The 14,760-nt window shown below is 68.2% G+C and carries 16 protein-coding genes and 1 pseudogene; 8 read left to right on the top strand and 9 right to left on the bottom strand.

Going from position 1 to position 14,760, the window contains the following annotated elements:
- Positions 1–80 precede the first annotated feature (80 nt).
- Positions 81–974, top strand: a complete 894-nt coding sequence (gene dapA, locus ACFZCP_RS12835) for a 4-hydroxy-tetrahydrodipicolinate synthase (RefSeq protein WP_391426675.1) — start codon at positions 81–83, stop codon at positions 972–974.
- Here dapA and ACFZCP_RS12830 read toward each other — a convergent pair whose 3' ends face one another.
- On the bottom strand, positions 975–2,195 hold the full coding sequence (locus ACFZCP_RS12830; protein ID WP_391426673.1) for a WD40 repeat domain-containing protein: 1,221 nt from the start codon (positions 2,193–2,195) through the stop codon (positions 975–977).
- Positions 2,192–2,812: a SigE family RNA polymerase sigma factor gene (locus tag ACFZCP_RS12825; protein ID WP_391426671.1), complete on the bottom strand. Its 621-nt coding sequence runs from the start codon at positions 2,810–2,812 to the stop codon at positions 2,192–2,194. Before ACFZCP_RS12825 ends, ACFZCP_RS12830 begins: the two co-directional genes overlap by 4 nt.
- Before the next feature lie 139 nt (positions 2,813–2,951).
- On the opposite strand from ACFZCP_RS12825, the gene ACFZCP_RS12820 reads away from it, so the two are divergent.
- The 4 genes from ACFZCP_RS12820 (at position 2,952) to ACFZCP_RS12805 (ending at position 6,134) form a co-directional block, all read left to right on the top strand.
- Positions 2,952–3,467 (top strand): hypothetical protein, encoded by a 516-nt coding sequence (locus ACFZCP_RS12820; RefSeq protein WP_391426669.1) that lies wholly within the window; start codon positions 2,952–2,954, stop codon positions 3,465–3,467.
- A gap of 136 nt (positions 3,468–3,603) precedes the next feature.
- On the top strand, positions 3,604–3,828 hold the full coding sequence (locus tag ACFZCP_RS12815) for a LuxR C-terminal-related transcriptional regulator (protein ID WP_391426667.1): 225 nt from the start codon (positions 3,604–3,606) through the stop codon (positions 3,826–3,828).
- An 884-nt stretch (positions 3,829–4,712) separates the two neighbouring features.
- On the top strand, positions 4,713–5,318 hold the full coding sequence (locus ACFZCP_RS12810; protein WP_391426665.1) for a hypothetical protein: 606 nt from the start codon (positions 4,713–4,715) through the stop codon (positions 5,316–5,318).
- A 297-nt stretch (positions 5,319–5,615) separates the two neighbouring features.
- Positions 5,616–6,134: a hypothetical protein gene (locus tag ACFZCP_RS12805; RefSeq protein ID WP_391426663.1), complete on the top strand. Its 519-nt coding sequence runs from the start codon at positions 5,616–5,618 to the stop codon at positions 6,132–6,134.
- A 154-nt stretch (positions 6,135–6,288) separates the two neighbouring features.
- Here ACFZCP_RS12805 and ACFZCP_RS12800 read toward each other — a convergent pair whose 3' ends face one another.
- The 5 genes from ACFZCP_RS12800 to ACFZCP_RS12780 form a co-directional block, all read right to left on the bottom strand.
- The gene (locus ACFZCP_RS12800) at positions 6,289–6,531 is read right to left on the bottom strand and encodes a hypothetical protein (RefSeq protein ID WP_362680480.1); all 243 of its coding nucleotides are present in this window, start codon (positions 6,529–6,531) and stop codon (positions 6,289–6,291) included.
- Between the two features lie 450 nt (positions 6,532–6,981).
- Positions 6,982–7,284: a hypothetical protein gene (locus ACFZCP_RS12795; protein WP_391426661.1), complete on the bottom strand. Its 303-nt coding sequence runs from the start codon at positions 7,282–7,284 to the stop codon at positions 6,982–6,984.
- On the bottom strand, positions 7,281–8,021 hold the full coding sequence (locus ACFZCP_RS12790) for a GntR family transcriptional regulator (RefSeq protein WP_391426659.1): 741 nt from the start codon (positions 8,019–8,021) through the stop codon (positions 7,281–7,283). The genes ACFZCP_RS12795 and ACFZCP_RS12790 overlap by 4 nt, the downstream gene beginning before the upstream one ends.
- A complete protein-coding gene (locus ACFZCP_RS12785) occupies positions 8,018–8,242 on the bottom strand; it encodes a hypothetical protein (protein WP_391426657.1) in 225 nt (74 codons plus the stop codon). The genes ACFZCP_RS12790 and ACFZCP_RS12785 overlap by 4 nt, the downstream gene beginning before the upstream one ends.
- A 516-nt stretch (positions 8,243–8,758) precedes the next feature.
- Entirely contained in the window at positions 8,759–9,043 is a 285-nt protein-coding gene (locus ACFZCP_RS12780; RefSeq protein WP_391426655.1) for a hypothetical protein, read from the bottom strand.
- Positions 9,044–9,162: 119 nt separating this feature from the next.
- Between ACFZCP_RS12780 and ACFZCP_RS12775 the strand changes: the two genes are divergently transcribed.
- Positions 9,163–9,576, top strand: coding sequence for a peptidoglycan-binding protein (locus ACFZCP_RS12775; RefSeq protein WP_391426653.1), 414 nt, complete (start codon positions 9,163–9,165; stop codon positions 9,574–9,576).
- A gap of 705 nt (positions 9,577–10,281) precedes the next feature.
- Here the strand turns inward: ACFZCP_RS12775 and ACFZCP_RS12770 are convergent.
- Positions 10,282–12,321 carry a TerD family protein gene (locus ACFZCP_RS12770; RefSeq protein ID WP_391426651.1) on the bottom strand — a complete coding sequence of 680 codons (2,040 nt, stop codon included), beginning with the start codon at positions 12,319–12,321 and terminating at the stop codon, positions 10,282–10,284.
- 204 nt (positions 12,322–12,525) lie between these two features.
- Positions 12,526–12,711 (bottom strand): annotated as a pseudogene (locus ACFZCP_RS12765) (hypothetical protein); the annotation flags it as partial.
- A 79-nt stretch (positions 12,712–12,790) separates the two neighbouring features.
- On the opposite strand from ACFZCP_RS12765, the gene ACFZCP_RS12760 reads away from it, so the two are divergent.
- Positions 12,791–13,546, top strand: a complete 756-nt coding sequence (locus ACFZCP_RS12760) for a UTRA domain-containing protein (RefSeq protein WP_391426649.1) — start codon at positions 12,791–12,793, stop codon at positions 13,544–13,546.
- A gap of 723 nt (positions 13,547–14,269) precedes the next feature.
- Positions 14,270–14,614 (top strand): peptide deformylase, encoded by a 345-nt coding sequence (locus ACFZCP_RS12755; protein ID WP_391426647.1) that lies wholly within the window; start codon positions 14,270–14,272, stop codon positions 14,612–14,614.
- The last annotated feature ends 146 nt before the right edge of the window (positions 14,615–14,760 follow it).

Raw genomic sequence — 14,760 nt, 5'->3', positions numbered from 1 at the left:
TCAATGAATTAGCAATGCTTAGTTATATTCCGTAGAAGAATTAAGTAGAGCTTCACCATTGTCGCGCCGAGACTACTCCCATGACGTACCGACGCAAGCCCTTCGGCCGCACGCTGTGCGCGATGATCACCCCGTTCACCGAGGCGGGCACGCTCGACCTGGAGGGTGCCCGTCGGCTGGCCGGCCACCTGGTGGCGCAGGGCTGCGACGGGCTGGTGCTGAACGGCACCACGGGCGAGTCGCCGACCACCACGGACACGGAGAAGGCGGAGCTGGTCGCGGCCGTCCGGGAGGCGGTCGGCGAGGGCATCGCGCTGGTGGCCGGTGTCGGCACCGCCGACACGCGGCACACCATCGCCGGGGCTCTGGCGGCCGAGCGGGCGGGCGCCGACGGCGTGCTGGTGGTGACGCCGTACTACAGCAGGCCGCAACAGGAGGCCGTGGAGGCGCACTTCCGCCAGGTCGCCGACGTCGGCGGCCTGCCGGTGATGCTCTACGACATCCCGGGCCGCACCGGCACCCGTATCGAGCCGGAGACGATGATCCGCCTCGCCGAGCACCCGCGGATCGTCGCCGTCAAGGACTGTTCCTACGACTTCCTCGGCACCCAGAAGGTGCTGGCCCGCACGGAGCTGGCGTACTACGCGGGCTGCGACGAGCACGTCCTCGCGCTGTACGCGGTGGGCGCGGCCGGGTGCGTGAGCACGGTCGCCAACGCCGTCCCGGCCCATGTCGCCGCCATCCTCGACGCGTTCGACGCGGGCGAGACGGCCCACGCCGCCGAACTCCAGCTGCGGGCCATGCCGTTCATCGAGGCGATGATGGGCGCGGGCCTGCCCGGCACGGTCACCGCCAAGGCGCTGCTGCCCGAACTCGGCCTGCCCGCGGGCCCGGTGCGCGCACCGCTGCTGCCCGCCGGCCAGGAGACGGCCGACGGGCTGCTGGCGCTCCACAGGGAGCTGACGGCGGTGTGATCAGCGCTCGGCGAAGACCGGCTGCCAGTACCCGGAAGGGTGGTCCTCATCCCAGTTCTGGTACCCGCTGAGCGGGACCACCTTCGTGCTGCCGATCGTGACCAGCACGAGCCGGGGCCGGTACAGCTCCGCGTGCGGATCCCGCTCCCAGGCGATGAGCCGCTTGTCGTCCGCCCAGGCCAGCAGCTCCGCGCCGCGCACCCGGGTGATTTCCCTGCCGGTCAGCGGATCGCGGATCGAGGAGTAGGAGGTGCCGTGCGGCTCCGCCACCAGGCCCCAGGCCGCGAGCTGCCCGTCCGGCGACAGCCGGGCACCCACGTCCCACCTCAGACGGCGTTCGTTCCCGGGCGCGGCGACCTTGCGGCCCGCGCCGTCGTAGAACTGCTCCATTCCGTCCCGGGGCCCCACGACCCGCCCGTACAGCAGGTCGCCGGCGCGGCCGAAGGCGAAGTCCTCCCGGCCCTGGACGGCCCGGTCGGGCGCGACGCGGGCCCAGGTCCCCCTGCCGGAGACCACGTCCAGGATCTCGAAGCCGGTCCGGGGTGTGGACCCGAACCGCGGACCCCAGACGAAGCGGCCCGTGTGCGCGTTGGCGATCTTCGCGAAGGTGTCGGGATTCCCGCTGTACGTCGTGGCGACCAGCCTGCTGCCGTCGCGCGAGAAGGCGAGCCCCGCGACGCCGTGGGACACCGGGATCCACCGCTCGACCTCCCCCGTCGCGAGGTCGAGCAGGCCGATGCGGGCGGCGGGCAGCTTCCGCTCCAGCACGGCGGCGGTCCTCAGGCCCGGGGCGACGGCCACGACCGACCAGCGGGTGTCCTTCTCGTACCGTCCCGTCCTGGAGTTCAGCAACCGGTAGGTGCGCTCACCGATCGCGAGGCCGGCGGTCTGCGGCACGACTCGCGTCGTGTAGTACGCGGCCAGGACCGACTTCCCCGCCCCGATCAGGTCCCGCGGCGGCGACTGGTCCGGGTGGGCCCGGACGTCACCGGAGTAGAGCACACGGGACGGCCGTACGTCGCTCTTCCCGCCGGAGTCCAGCAGCGGCACCCCCGCACCGACGGCGACCACGGCGGCGGCCGCCACGGCGACGGAGGCGAGGCGGCGGGTACGGCGGCGACGGCGCACCCCGAGCACCCGGTCGGCGAACCCCGGCGGCACCGGCGGCTGTTGCGCGGCCTGTTCCCGCAGCGTGTCGCGCACGAGTTCCTCGACGTTCACGGACGCACCTCCACGGGCGAGAAGTCACGGGACTGCCGCTGCCGGGCGCCGGCCGGGCCGGGCGACGTGCCCTCGGGCCCCTCGGCAGCCTGCGCCCGGGGAAGGACACGGCCGGCGCCGCCTTCCGCGGCCAGTTCGGGCGCGAGCGTGCGCAGCCGCGCCAGGGAGCGATGGGTGGTGGAACGTACGGTCCCCACCGAGCAGCCCAGCAGCCGGGCCACGTCGGCCTCGGGCAGGTCCTCGAAGTAGCGGAGCACCAGCACCGTGCGCTGGCGGGCGGTGAGCTTGGCCAGGGCGGTACGCACCACGAGCCGGGCCTCGGCGGCCCCGGACGCGTCCGGGGCCGCGGCGCCCTCCGGCAGCTCGGCGACCGTGACCTCCCGGCGCGGCCATTTCAGCCGCCAGCGACCGATCTGCTGCCGGTAGAGGATCCGCCGGACGTACGCCTCCGGTTCGTCGATGCGCTGCCAGCGGTCGGCCGCCCTGACCAGCGCGTTCTGCAGGAGGTCCTCGGCGGCGTGCCGGTCCCCGCCGGTCAGCAGGACCGCCGTCCTCAACAACGCCGGCGAGCGGCCGGCCACGAACTCCCGGAAGCTCTCCTGTGCCTGGGCATCCATCGTCACCTTCTCTTTCCCCCGGGCCGACCTGCTGTCGGTGCCCTGCATGTCTGGTGACGCGCGGGCGAGGGCGCCACTATGCCTGCCCGGCGGAAGAAATTCCCGCGCCCCGTCCGCCCCCGCGCCCTACGGTGGCCACGTGAGCCGCCCCCTGTTGTTCCTGGACGTCGACGGTCCCCTGAACCCCTACGCGGCCCGGCCGGAGCGCCGCCCCGAGGGGTACACGACGATCCGGGCGTCCGTCCGTCCGGACAGCGGGCGCCTCCTTCGGGTGTGGCTGAACCCGTCCCACGGCCCGGCGCTGCTGTCCCTCGGCTACGACCTGTGCTGGGCCACGACCTGGATGGCCGAGGCCAACCGCTGGATCGCCCCGGTCGTGGGCCTGCCCGAGCTGCCGTACGTCGACTTCGGCACCGCTCTCTTCGCCGAGCGGCCGGACGGGGTCCACTGGAAGACGGAGGCGATCGTGCGGCATGCCGCGGGCCGCCCGTTCGCGTGGGTGGACGACGAGCAGGGCCCGGCGGACAGCGCCTATGTGGCCGCGCACCATCCCGGGCCGGCGCTGCTGCACCACGTGGACCCGAGGACCGGCCTGCGCAGCGAAGATTTCTCGGCCCTGGCGAAGGCCGCGGCCGAGCTCGTGACACGTCTGTGACAGTCGGCGGACACCGCCATGACGTCACTTAAGCAAACTCTAAGAAACAGGTCGAAAAGCCCTAATTCGGATATCTAGCCCTTTGCTTTCGACGACGCGAGCACCAGCACCAGGCCGACCCGCCGAAAGACATCCCATGAGTCTCACCGCCAGCGCCGCCCAGGACGAAGCCCCCGCGCTGGCTCCGCGCGAGCGGGAGACCCTCGGCCACATCGCCGCCGGCCGCACCTATCTGCAGACGGCCCGCCACATGGGACTCTCCCAGCACACGGTCGACGCCTACCTCCGCCGCATCCGGGCCAAGCTCAACATCACGACCACGGCCGAGATGACCCGGCTGGCCATCTCCCTGGGTCTGTGACACGGATCCGGCACAGAGCCGGACGACCGGCAGCGGCCGCGCTCGGGGCGGCCGCCGCCGGTCGCCTGCGTCGCAGGCGCCCTACGCGTCAGTTGTGGCTGTTCTGAGGTCAGTGCAGGTCACGGGCTCATGTTGCCTCACGGGCCGTCCCGGGGCCGTCCTCGGTGTCGCCCGGATCCCGGAAGCGACCTCCGTCACGGTCGCGCCCGCCAGCACCGCCAGGACAGCCCGGTATCTCTGCTCGACAACCGACAACTCCACCAGCGCCAATCCCGGCCTCCTGCCACACGCCGCAACGACGTGCACAGAAAAGCCGATCACGGCCACTGTCAACCATCAGCTGGGACCGAAGTGTCAAGCATCTCCCGGGATCGGACACAAGCGCCTCACCCCAGCGGGATAAGACCTTCTCTCCATCATCAAGCCCCGGCTGCTCCGCTCCGCCGGGCGCGCTCCCGGCTCTGGCTGCGCCCGCGCTCCTGCCTTCGGCCCGCTCGGCGCTGCCGCCGCCGACGCGCGCCCACATGTAGATAGGGCCGGAAGCCATGAGTCGATCACCGCATAGAGCGGCCTACGGTCACGACGATGCCTCCGGCGGGGGATCGGCCGGCACCGGGATGGAGGGGGCGCCGTTTCCGCCCGCGGGTCCGTAGTGGCGTGCGCGGGGTGCTCCCGTCCCGTCCACCACCGACCCAGGCAGAGCCGAGCAGACGCGGCCCATGGCGTCCAGGTCGTTCGTACAGTGGCGCGCTCCACCTGGACGCCATGAACCACGCCCGCTCCACGGTGTGTGGGTCGACGGCGGACGGGACGGGAGCTGGGGAGAGTGGTGGGTTAGGGACGTTTCAACACCTGCGGGAGTGATGGTCGTGCAACATACGACTATGCACCTCGCCTCCATAGCCACCGTCGCGCCATTGCTCACGGCTGGCGCCGCGCTCGTCGTTGGAGGAGTGACGAGGTGGACCCAACGGGGAGTCGCCCGAGATCGGATCCGTTGGGAAGGGAAGCTAGAGATCGCGAAGTTCGATGCGGCTCGGTTCGAGACGACCCTTCAGCACTTCATGGACGCAGCCGATGCCGGAAACCGGTATATGGCAGCGCTGCCGGACATCGACGCGACGGACTTCAAGCAGCGTGAAGAGTACGTATTCGCGATCTTGGTTCCGATTGGTCGGGCACGAGTTGAAGCCCACGCCCTACCCCAGTTCCCGGGCATCGACGAGGTGAAGGCGTCGATCAAGAGGCTTGAGAAGTTGGTGGCCATCCCCGAGAGCAACGATGCGCTCCTGGAGATCTGGGACGCGAAGGGCATCGGTGATGCCATCGCTCTCCTGAGCAAGGGGCGGAGTTCGTACATGCGCGAGGTGACGCAGCTTGAAGTCCCGAATTGGCGGCGCTTGGTACTACGCCGTCGCCACTCGGGGATCCCTACGCAGGAACCGGCTACGCCATCAAGCCGTGCCCTCTTGTCTGACACCAGTGGCTGACACCAACAGGCGCGTACAGGGACGGACAACGCCGGACCTCAGCGAACGACCGGCCCAGGACAGCAGCCGGTTAACCGATGTCGCCAACCTCTCGTAATCGACCTGACAAGGATGAGGTCAGACCTCAAAGCCTTGGCGTCGCATGGACGCCGCCCCTCGCACGTGACTCGGCCATGGAGACTCCGCCGGCCTCAGCGCCGTCTCCGCAGCCGCGACATGGCAGTCCGGAATCGAGGTGCCTGGGAAAGGCGACCGTGGCACGATGCCGACCGACATTCTACTGGTGGGGGCGCGAACATGACCGAAGACGAAGCGCTACGACAACTAAAACGAGTGGCCCGGGAACGGGCACTCGGCCGTCACGTCGGCTCCGACCGGTTCATCCAGACGGGACTCGACGCACTTCTGGCTGGTGTCGACACACCGTCGATAGCGCTCCTGGCCGGACTGACACGGCGCGAGGAGCCCGAAGCGCCGGATCTGTTCGATCAGGTCCTAGACGAGTTGGGTCTGCACTTCGAGGCTCCCGCTGACCCGACTGCCGCTTCCCGGGCCCTGATCTACTGGTTGGCTGAGCAGATAGTCGACGGCTCGCTCGATCCCGCCACTGGTGCCTGTCAGATCTGGCTAGAGATGCTAATCGAACTTGACCTCCGTTGGCCCTACCCCGAGGAGCTGCGCCCGATCGCCCTGTGCGCGAGCGATCTGGAGGACTGGAACGAGAGCTGGGATGCCTCACTGGACGACCTAAAAGCAAAGGCCTTCGAGGCCGCCCAGCACCTCCTGCGCGCTCGACCAGCGGAGGAACCGCCGTAGGGGCGCACGTGCCCCTTGCGTGCCCGATCGTGCGGACACGAGCGGGTATTCACCGGGGAACACCGGATAGCGCGCCAGGATGGCGCAGGTCAGCGTCTCGCCAGGTCAGACCGCATCCGCATACGCGATCTTCCAAACTGGCGCTTCAGTTCGTCTATTGGGGCATAGGTGGACGAGTCCTTCGGTAAGCGATGAACTCCACACCGAATCCGACAGCAGCGAGAGCGACACCCAGCCAGAAGAGCAGCGAGCTATGCCGTTCCACTCCGCCGAACAGCATCACATCCACGCCGAGGATGGGGAGAAAGATCCCTCCTGCGGTGTACCACTGTCCTTTGCGTGCCTTGTTGATCGCCGAAGCCGCACCGAGCAACAGGATCAAGGACATCAGCGCCATCCACACGGCGACACCCTCGCAGCGGATGATCTCCTTTGCAATAGGCCCAGTTCACGCGGTCGCTCACTCGCGGGGGCGTGCCGTCTTCGTGTCCGTGCTCAGGACCGGCTGCACAGCAGCGAAGTACAGCAACCACCGCGCCCACGACTGACCGCCACCGGTCCAAGCGGTCCGGCTGACGTGCTCGACAGACCTCAACAACCGCCCTGCCCGTAGTTCGCATCGAGGGATTGCGCAGCGGCAAGTCAGCGGCCGGCGGTCACCCGTTGGGCCGCCCCTGGGCCGTCCGAGGTCAACCAACGCCGACCAACAACGACAGAAACCCACGGCATCTGAGCTGGTCAGAGCCGTGGGCTTCGTCAGGCTTGCTGGTGAGGCAGACCGGTGATCAGTAGACCGGCAAGTTAGGCCGCATGGAGCAGGCCGAATCCGCCAAACGTGCCGTTCCCATCAGAGGCGATGAGGGTCGCTCACTGCGAGGAGGTGGCCGCGGCTGGTTGCAACGCGGAGAACGTCTCGCAACGCCCCGGTCAGTTCCTTGGCCAACCGTCGCAGATCCTCCGGGCCCTGGTCGTGGTCGCCGAGGGTGTCCGAGGCATGCTCCAGCAGGTCGGCTGCTGTTCCCAGCTGTACCGCTTCGATGTTGTCCGCCAGGCGGGACAAGTAGCCGCCCTTGTCGTCGGTGTTCAGGTAGCAGGGCTTGCCTTCCGGCCCTGACCACGGGAGGAGTCGCAGTTCGTTCGGTGCCGTCATAGTTGCGTCTGCCTCTCGTCGGTCACGTGGTGGGTGGTGAAGACCGCGTCGACGCGATCCCCTGGGAACGCCAGAAGGGCGGCCTCGACGACTCGCCCGGCGGTGTCGGTCGCGACGCGCGTGATCCCGAGGACTGTCTTGGAGCCGGTCCGGAGGGCCGATGCTTCGTCCGGTGTGGGTGGGCGGGCACATACCGTCTCCCGGACGGTTGCCGGCGGCGAGCCCAGAACGGCAAGCCGTAGGGCGGTCTCCTGCCAGGAGGGTTCGTCGTTCAGCACTCCGGCCGGGACCAGGTCGTGCGGGATGTAGATGCGGGCCAGTCCGTGCGGTGACTCTCCCTCGTGGCTGATGCACAAGAACTCTGCGAGGGGGCTGCCCGTCGGCACCTTCAGCAAAGTCGTCAGATGCCCGTCTGCCTGGACCGTGGTGGTACGAACAGTGACGCGCAGGGCCGCTTCAGCAGCGGTCCACGGGTCCAGCGTCCCCCATCCGCCGACGTACGCGATCTTGCGGGGTGGGCGACGGACGAAGTTGCCCTTGCCGTGGATCTTCTCGACCAGGCCTTCGCCCTGGAGGACCGCGAGGGCACTTCGCAGTGTCACCGTGCTGACCTTGTATCGGTCGGCGAGGTCGGCCTCGGATGGAAGACGTTCGCCCGGCTTCATGCGACCGGTCGTGATCTGCTGCCGGAGATCGTCGGCGATGTCGTGACGGCGTGGAGGCACGAACCGGGTCACCGCCTTCTCAGCACGCGAACAGCGGCGAGCCGGGCTCGCGCGTGTATGGTCGGCAGCTCGCCTGACTCGAAGAGGAGTTGCTTGGCGCCCTGGGAGAGTTGGAAGAGGTCACTCACCCGGCATGCTCTGCCGCCGAGTTGGATGATGTCGCCGCGCTGCACGGTGGCCGCGGTGATCTCGACGTTGGACGCCAGCGCGCCGCCAGGCGCCCAGCCGCTCATCGCTCCGCCTCCGCGGGCGCGGAGTGGTGGGATGCCGAGTGACACGGGCAGGCGCACGTCTCGTAGACGACCGGCAGGTCGACCGGTGCGGAGACCGGTGAGGACTCCGTGCAGGCAAGGTGTGTGCCGATACGACAGGCAGTCGACCGGTAGGGGACGGTCGAGGCATCGGCGATGTGGGGCTGTTGGCGAGGAGACATCAGCGGACCCCCGCGAGGCATAACCAGGCTTCAGCGGGCAGATGGGAAGCGACTACCATCACATGTGGCCGTACTCATTCTTCCCAGGCCAGCACGTATGGGCGGACGAGTGCGTTCTCCTCGCCCCTGAGCGGGTGTCGGTGGTTCGCGCTGCCGGAAGCCCGGCCCAGGATGACCGTCGACGCGTCAGCGGGCGCAGGGAAGGCGGTTCTGGCCGGTGGCCGGAAGGGCGCTAAGGGACGGCGATGCCTGCCCTTGGGGGCGTACCGCGCTCTGGTGAGCGAGACGGCACGGCGGATACGGTTGAGCACGCTACTCAGCTCCTATCGCTGATGGCAGGTCCCCCGACATCGCCCGTCGTGGGGACCGCTTTGCGTACGACCGCCCAGAGGGTACGGCCGTTCAGGCTGGTGGCGACGAGACCGAACCGATCGGCTTCCGCCACCGCTTCCAGGACCTCCCGCCATAAATCGGCGGAGAGCGAGTCCGGCACCTCCGCTTCGACCGACGCGTACCGGTCGTGCTCCTCCACTCGCGCGGGGAGCCCGACAGCGGACAGCCGGGCAGCGATGGCCGCCGCGCTAACTCCCGAAGCGGGCACAGGGCCGCTAGCGCCTCAGGCACCGAAGCCGGGACGATCCATCGGATGCAGTAGGGCAGTTCAGGTCAAGTCGATAGGATCGCGCCATCCGTGTTTACATGCACACGTAAAGAGGTTCGATGAGACACACCCGCATACTCCGCCGCGCCACGGTGACCTTGGCGGCAGCCGTCACCATGGGGCTTGGCACGACGACGGCCCACGCGGACCCCGGAATCCCGAACGTCGGTTACGGCTACCCCAACCCGGGCGAGTCGGTCCGCTGCGTGCAGTTCTTCGTGAACAACTACCTCAACCTGCACCTTTTGGAGGACGGCAAGTTCGGTCCCCAGACCGAGTACGGGGTCAGACAGCTCCAGCGGCTCTCCAACTTCAACTGGGCCACCCACGAGCTGGCAATCGACGGGATCTTCGGCAAGGCCACGGGCGAGGTCGTACTCGACCATGTCAAGCGGTACCCCTGGACGATCGACTACGCGAGGGCTTCCCACTGCGCCCACTACGTGCCCTCGTACAGCGTCATCCTCAACTGACGCCTACCGCTGGACCGCCGCCAGCAGCTCGCATCCCCTGATCACCGCGATCTCGCAGCGGCGCCCCTCCCGGGGCGTCGCACGCGTCCGTGCGGCAACGTCCTTCTGCCATCAACGGGCGTAAGACGGCATGTCGAATGGATGTCGAAGCTCTCGGGCGAGGGCCCTCCGCCGGCACGATCGAGCAGGTCAGCGGGCCATCGCAGACGAACCAGCGGAGCGCCTTCTAAGCGCCTGGCCCCTCCGGCGTGAGTGTCTAACTGCGTGACAACGCCGGCGTACAACAACAGACGAGGGCGGACGCCTGCGGACGGTCAACGCAGGTGAGGGACTAGCCAGCCCAAGGCGGAACCCCCGCCCAAGTTGCTTCGGGACGAAGATGTCATCGCGCGAGGTCCCGTCCAAGCGCTTCAGCCGTCGGGACTTGCTCTGGTCGACGGCCGACAGCGTGGCTCAGCCCACCAGGGGGACAACGAGGCGCGCGTGCACCTGTACGGTCGGCTGACCCTGCGGGAACTTGCCTCGGGTGCCACCAGTGCTCCAACACCACTTTGCCGCTGGTCAGCGCAGCAACCACCGCCAAAAGCCCCGAGCTTCCCAAGCTCAGGGCGCTCAACCCGTTTCCGCCAGCGTGGCCTGTTGATACGAGGCTTGTGGTCAGTTGCGCGTAAACCGCGGCCACGTGCAACTGACCACGGCCGGGCGTCACCCCGTTCCGGCACGTTCCTTCGCTGATGCTTGCTGGGGCGTCGGGCGGTCCAAGTGGACCACCACGGTGGTGTAGAAGCGGTGGACGGCGTCGTCGACGCTACGGATGAAGCCGGATTCAGCGTTTCCTCGGCTGCTCCCCATGGTTTTGAACAAGGACAAGCGGAAGCCGGTGATGTGGGTGGAGTTGTTCTTCGGGAGCATGTCCGCCGGCTCCGGGCGGAGCCGTTCCAGCGTGCCCCGTGGTCCCCCGGTCTCTCCTTCGACCAGGGTTTCGATGTGGAGGTCTGCCGGTGCCTCGGCCAAGCGACGGATGAGGCGTTTGGCCCAGCTCAGCGGGTATCCTTGCTCGGGTGCGGGGATCTCGATGGAGGTGCGGAGCTTGCCGGTGCGCAGGTCGGCGCTGATCGCGAGAATTCCGGGTGCGCCCTCGATTCGGAGCTCTGCCTGAAGTCTGCCGTCGAGGCAGAGCTCATCGGCCAGGCGGCTGCGTCGAGCTTTCGGATCGGCTCCACGCTTGGCGCGCTGGACGGGCAGTACCTTCTGCCCGAGTTCGCCACCGAGGCTGAGGCAGATCTGACGGATCAGCCGTTCCCAGCTCTCGACCACGTCCAGGGCGCGCGCATCTCCCTGGCACAGGGTTTCGTCGTCGATACCGTTGCGCACGGGGACCCAGGCCGATCCCATGTTCTGGAAGCCGTGGCAGCCGGAGTTCTCATCCCGCAGGTAGTGCAGCAGTTCCTGGAGCAGCCAGGCATGTGCCTTGTCTCCGACGCCCTCGTGCCGGATCAGCATCTGTGCCTGGTGGGTGACTTCGGCCCAGGACAGGTGCCAGAGGGCCACCTTGTGCTTGCGTCGACCGTCGATCTTCACATCGACGAGCGGGCTGCCTTCGAGCGCGACATCGTTCGACAGTGTGATCATGGCTTCGTAGCCACGGCGTGCGGCGATGTCCACGTAGGCCTGCACCTGTTCGGGCTTAAGGTCGTTGCCGTTGGTCTTGGTCTCCACCAGCGCGGTCCACAGTTTCCCGGCCCGCTCGACACGGATCACCCCGTCGGGGCGCCGCGGTGTATCGCCGTGAGGCAAGGAAACCTCGGTGAACGTCTCCATACGGCCCGCCGGTGCTCCGAACGCCGCCGTGAGTCTCCGGCCGAATTCCGGCACCTGGGCCATCACCGAAAGCAGTACCGAGGTAGCACGCATCTCCCGGTCCCGGTCGCTTTTGAGTACCGAGACCGGAAAGAGCCTGGCCTGCTTCCAGGACTCATTGTCCGCCAGAGACTTCCTGGCCACCTTGGGCACCGTGACCTTCTTCTTCGCGGTGCGAGGCCGTGCCACCTTCTTCAGCCCCACCTCGTTGCCGGGCGGGCGGGGAGCCGGAACCAAGCCCGGCGCCACCTGTGGCTCCTGCCCAACGGCTGAAGCGGAAGCCGCCGTATCAGCCTGCTCGCTGCTCTCTGAGCCGGTCAGCGCTTCCTCAGCGTCGGCGTCATCCTCGATGTCGACACCGAAGTCCGTAGCCAGGCCTGGCAGGCCGGTGTCGTAGCCCTGTCCGACGGCACGGAACTTCCACTCTTCCCCACGCCGATACAACTCACCGAAGATGATCGCGCTCACCGTGCCGGCGTCATCAATGGCGAACCTGAGGAGGCTCTCGCCGCCCCCGTCGGCCAATGTCACCTTCAGATCTTCCAGCTCCCCGAAACCGTCTCCCTCGTAGCGGCTCGCCGCCACGACGATCCGGTCGATGCCGGACGGCACCGCGGTCAAGTCGAAGGTGATCCGGTCCTCGTCCCCGCTCTCCGTCGGCGTCTTCCCAAGCAGTTGCACGCTCCCGTCAGCGGCAACCGGGTGGTTGTAGAAATAGAAGTCGCCGTCATTGCGTACCTTGCCGTTCGCATCCAGCAGCAGGACAGAGACATCCGCATCACCTTCACCGGTCGGGCTGACCCAGCTCAAACTGACGATTACCGAACCGATGTTCTCACTCAGGGCCGCCAGCGCCACGTTCGAGCCCTTGGCCATCTCATGCATGAAGCCCCCCAGATCTCGCCACTCGGGTACTTGGCTGCCCCCACCCAGGCTGCCTACCCCGCGCCGCGCGCATGTGACGTACGGCACAACTAGAGACTGTAGTAGCCAATGACGAGGCCGGTGGGACCATCCGGAAACAACAAGCGGCGAGAACCAAGGGTCAACAGAGCAGCTCCACAAGCCCCGTCAGCCCGACTGAAAGAAGAGGAGCCCGAACCGATCGGCCTCCGCCATCACTTCCAGGACCTCCCGCCAGGACTCGGCGGAGAGGGATTCCGGTACCTCCGCTTCGACCGACGTGTATCGGTCGTGCTCCTCCACCCGCACGGGGAGCCCGACGGCGGACAGCCGGGCGGCGATGACCGCCGCGCTAACTCCCGAAGCGGGCACAGGACAGCCTCCGTCACCGGCAAATCACTTTCAGTAAAGCTAGTTAACTAGGTTAGAGCTAGTGGACTAGATTTTCCATATGCCTGAACAGCCGCCCTATCTCCGCATCGCCGACGAACTCCGGCGGCGGATCGCGGAGCACGTGTGGGAGCCGGGGGACCGCCTGCCCTCCCGCACCCAGATCGGCCAGGAATGCGGCGTGGGCGAGAACGTGGTCCGGCGGGCGCAGGAACTGCTGATCTCCCAGGGTGTGCTGGAGGGGCGGGCAGGTTCGGGCACGTACGTCGCCGAGCCCCGGCAACGAGTCCGCGTCGTCCGGTCATCGGCCCGGGAGCAACCCAGCGGATCGCCGTTCCGCGCGGACATGAAGGCCGTCGGCAGGCAAGGCGATTGGGAAAGCCGGACCGACGCCAAGGTCCCGGCGCCGGCGGACATCGCTGCACGTCTTGGCATCACCGAGGGCGACCTGTGCGTCCGGACGACGTACGAGTTCCTTGCCGACGGCAGGCCCGTACAGCTGTCCACGAGCTGGGAGCCGTACGACCTCACCGCCGGCACTCTCGTCGTGCTGCCGGAGGGCGGGCCCCACGCGGGCGCCGGAGTGGTGAACCGGATGGCCGCGATCGGTGTCACGGTCAGCCACGCGGTGGAGCAGCCTGAGCCGCGGACGGCGACCGCCGAGGAGGCGTCGCTACTCGGCATCCAGAAGGCCGCACTCGTCACGCACATCCGGCGGACGTACTACAGCGACCAGGGACGGCCCGTGGAGACGGCCGACATCGTGGTGCCTGCGGCTCACTGCGAGATCGTCTATGAGATCCCGATCAGCCGGTAACCCCATCCAGGGTTCGCCGTATGACCGACGACGCTCCGTCCTGTCCCGAGTGCAGGCAGCCCCTGAGGTCGGGTGGTCTGGTGCTCGCCGGGCGGGATGACGATGACCGGCGGACCTGCCGGTCGTTGTGGCGGTGCGCCGACCGGCATACGTGGTGGCGGTGGGCGGACCGGCCGGAGGAACCGTTGGAGGTCTGCCCAGTTCCGGAGCTGTTTCGCTGACATCCCATGCTGACATCAGCAGGGCCGGACGGCGGCATACGGCAACGCCCCCGGGCGACCGCCGGACCAGCCGACGACGGCACCGGGGCGGGCGTGGACCGGGCTCCTAAAGCGGGTGTCGCAGGTTCGAATCTTGCCGGGGCACAACGCATCACCGCTCTGACCTGGGGTTTATCTCCCAGGGAGGGGGCCTGTTCGGCCTCGGACGTCTCGTCCGGGGCCATTTGCGTGAGCGGTGCGTGAGCGGACGGAGAGTTGATCTCCCGAATGCCGACCGACGGATCAGCATCACCCGGCACGGCCTCTTCCGCCTTGCGGGCCCGCGGCACGAGCCGGGCTGCGGCCTCGGCGATCGCCAGGTCCGCCTCGGGCAGCAGGGTCGTGTACGTGACCGCCGTGATGGTGATCGAGGAGTGGCCGAGCATCTCCTGGATGTCCTTCAGGTCGGCCCCGGCCGCGTGGGCGAGTGTAGATCGGCATCGCCCGCGCCGCCGGCGTCGTCATGCCAGCCGACGACGCCCCCGCCGTCATCCTCCTCAACCCCCGAATCACCGACCGCTCCGAGGAGACCGACGAGCAGTACGAGGGCTGCCTCAGCTTCTTCGACGTCCGCGGCCTCGTCCCCCGCCCGGCTGAAGATCACGGTGTAGGCCACCACCCTGGCGGGCGGGACCACGACCACCGAGTACGAACGCGGCCTCGCCCGCCTCATCCACCACGAAATCGACCACCTCGACGGCCGGCTGTACTCCGCCGGAATGCGAACCGGCGTCGACCCGATCCCGTGGAGGAATACCGGCAGACCGGGCGAGCTTGGGCTTACGAGTATGAGGCGAGAACGGAATGACTGGCCTCGTCCGCTGCTGCAGATCACCGGCGCAGCACTCGGCCAGGCATCGGAGCTCGTGGCGGGTCCATCCCCTGCGCAACCTGGAGGCACGGGGCACGCTGGTCCGGGACGGCTGAAGCCGGCGCATCCGCCGTCTGGTCCGG

The sequence above is a fragment of the Streptomyces sp. NPDC007971 genome, from assembly GCF_042958635.1.
Classification (GTDB): Bacteria; Actinomycetota; Actinomycetes; order Streptomycetales; family Streptomycetaceae; genus Streptomyces.
Note: the sequence above shows the minus strand (reverse complement) of the source record. Positions and strands in the feature narration are given on the sequence as shown.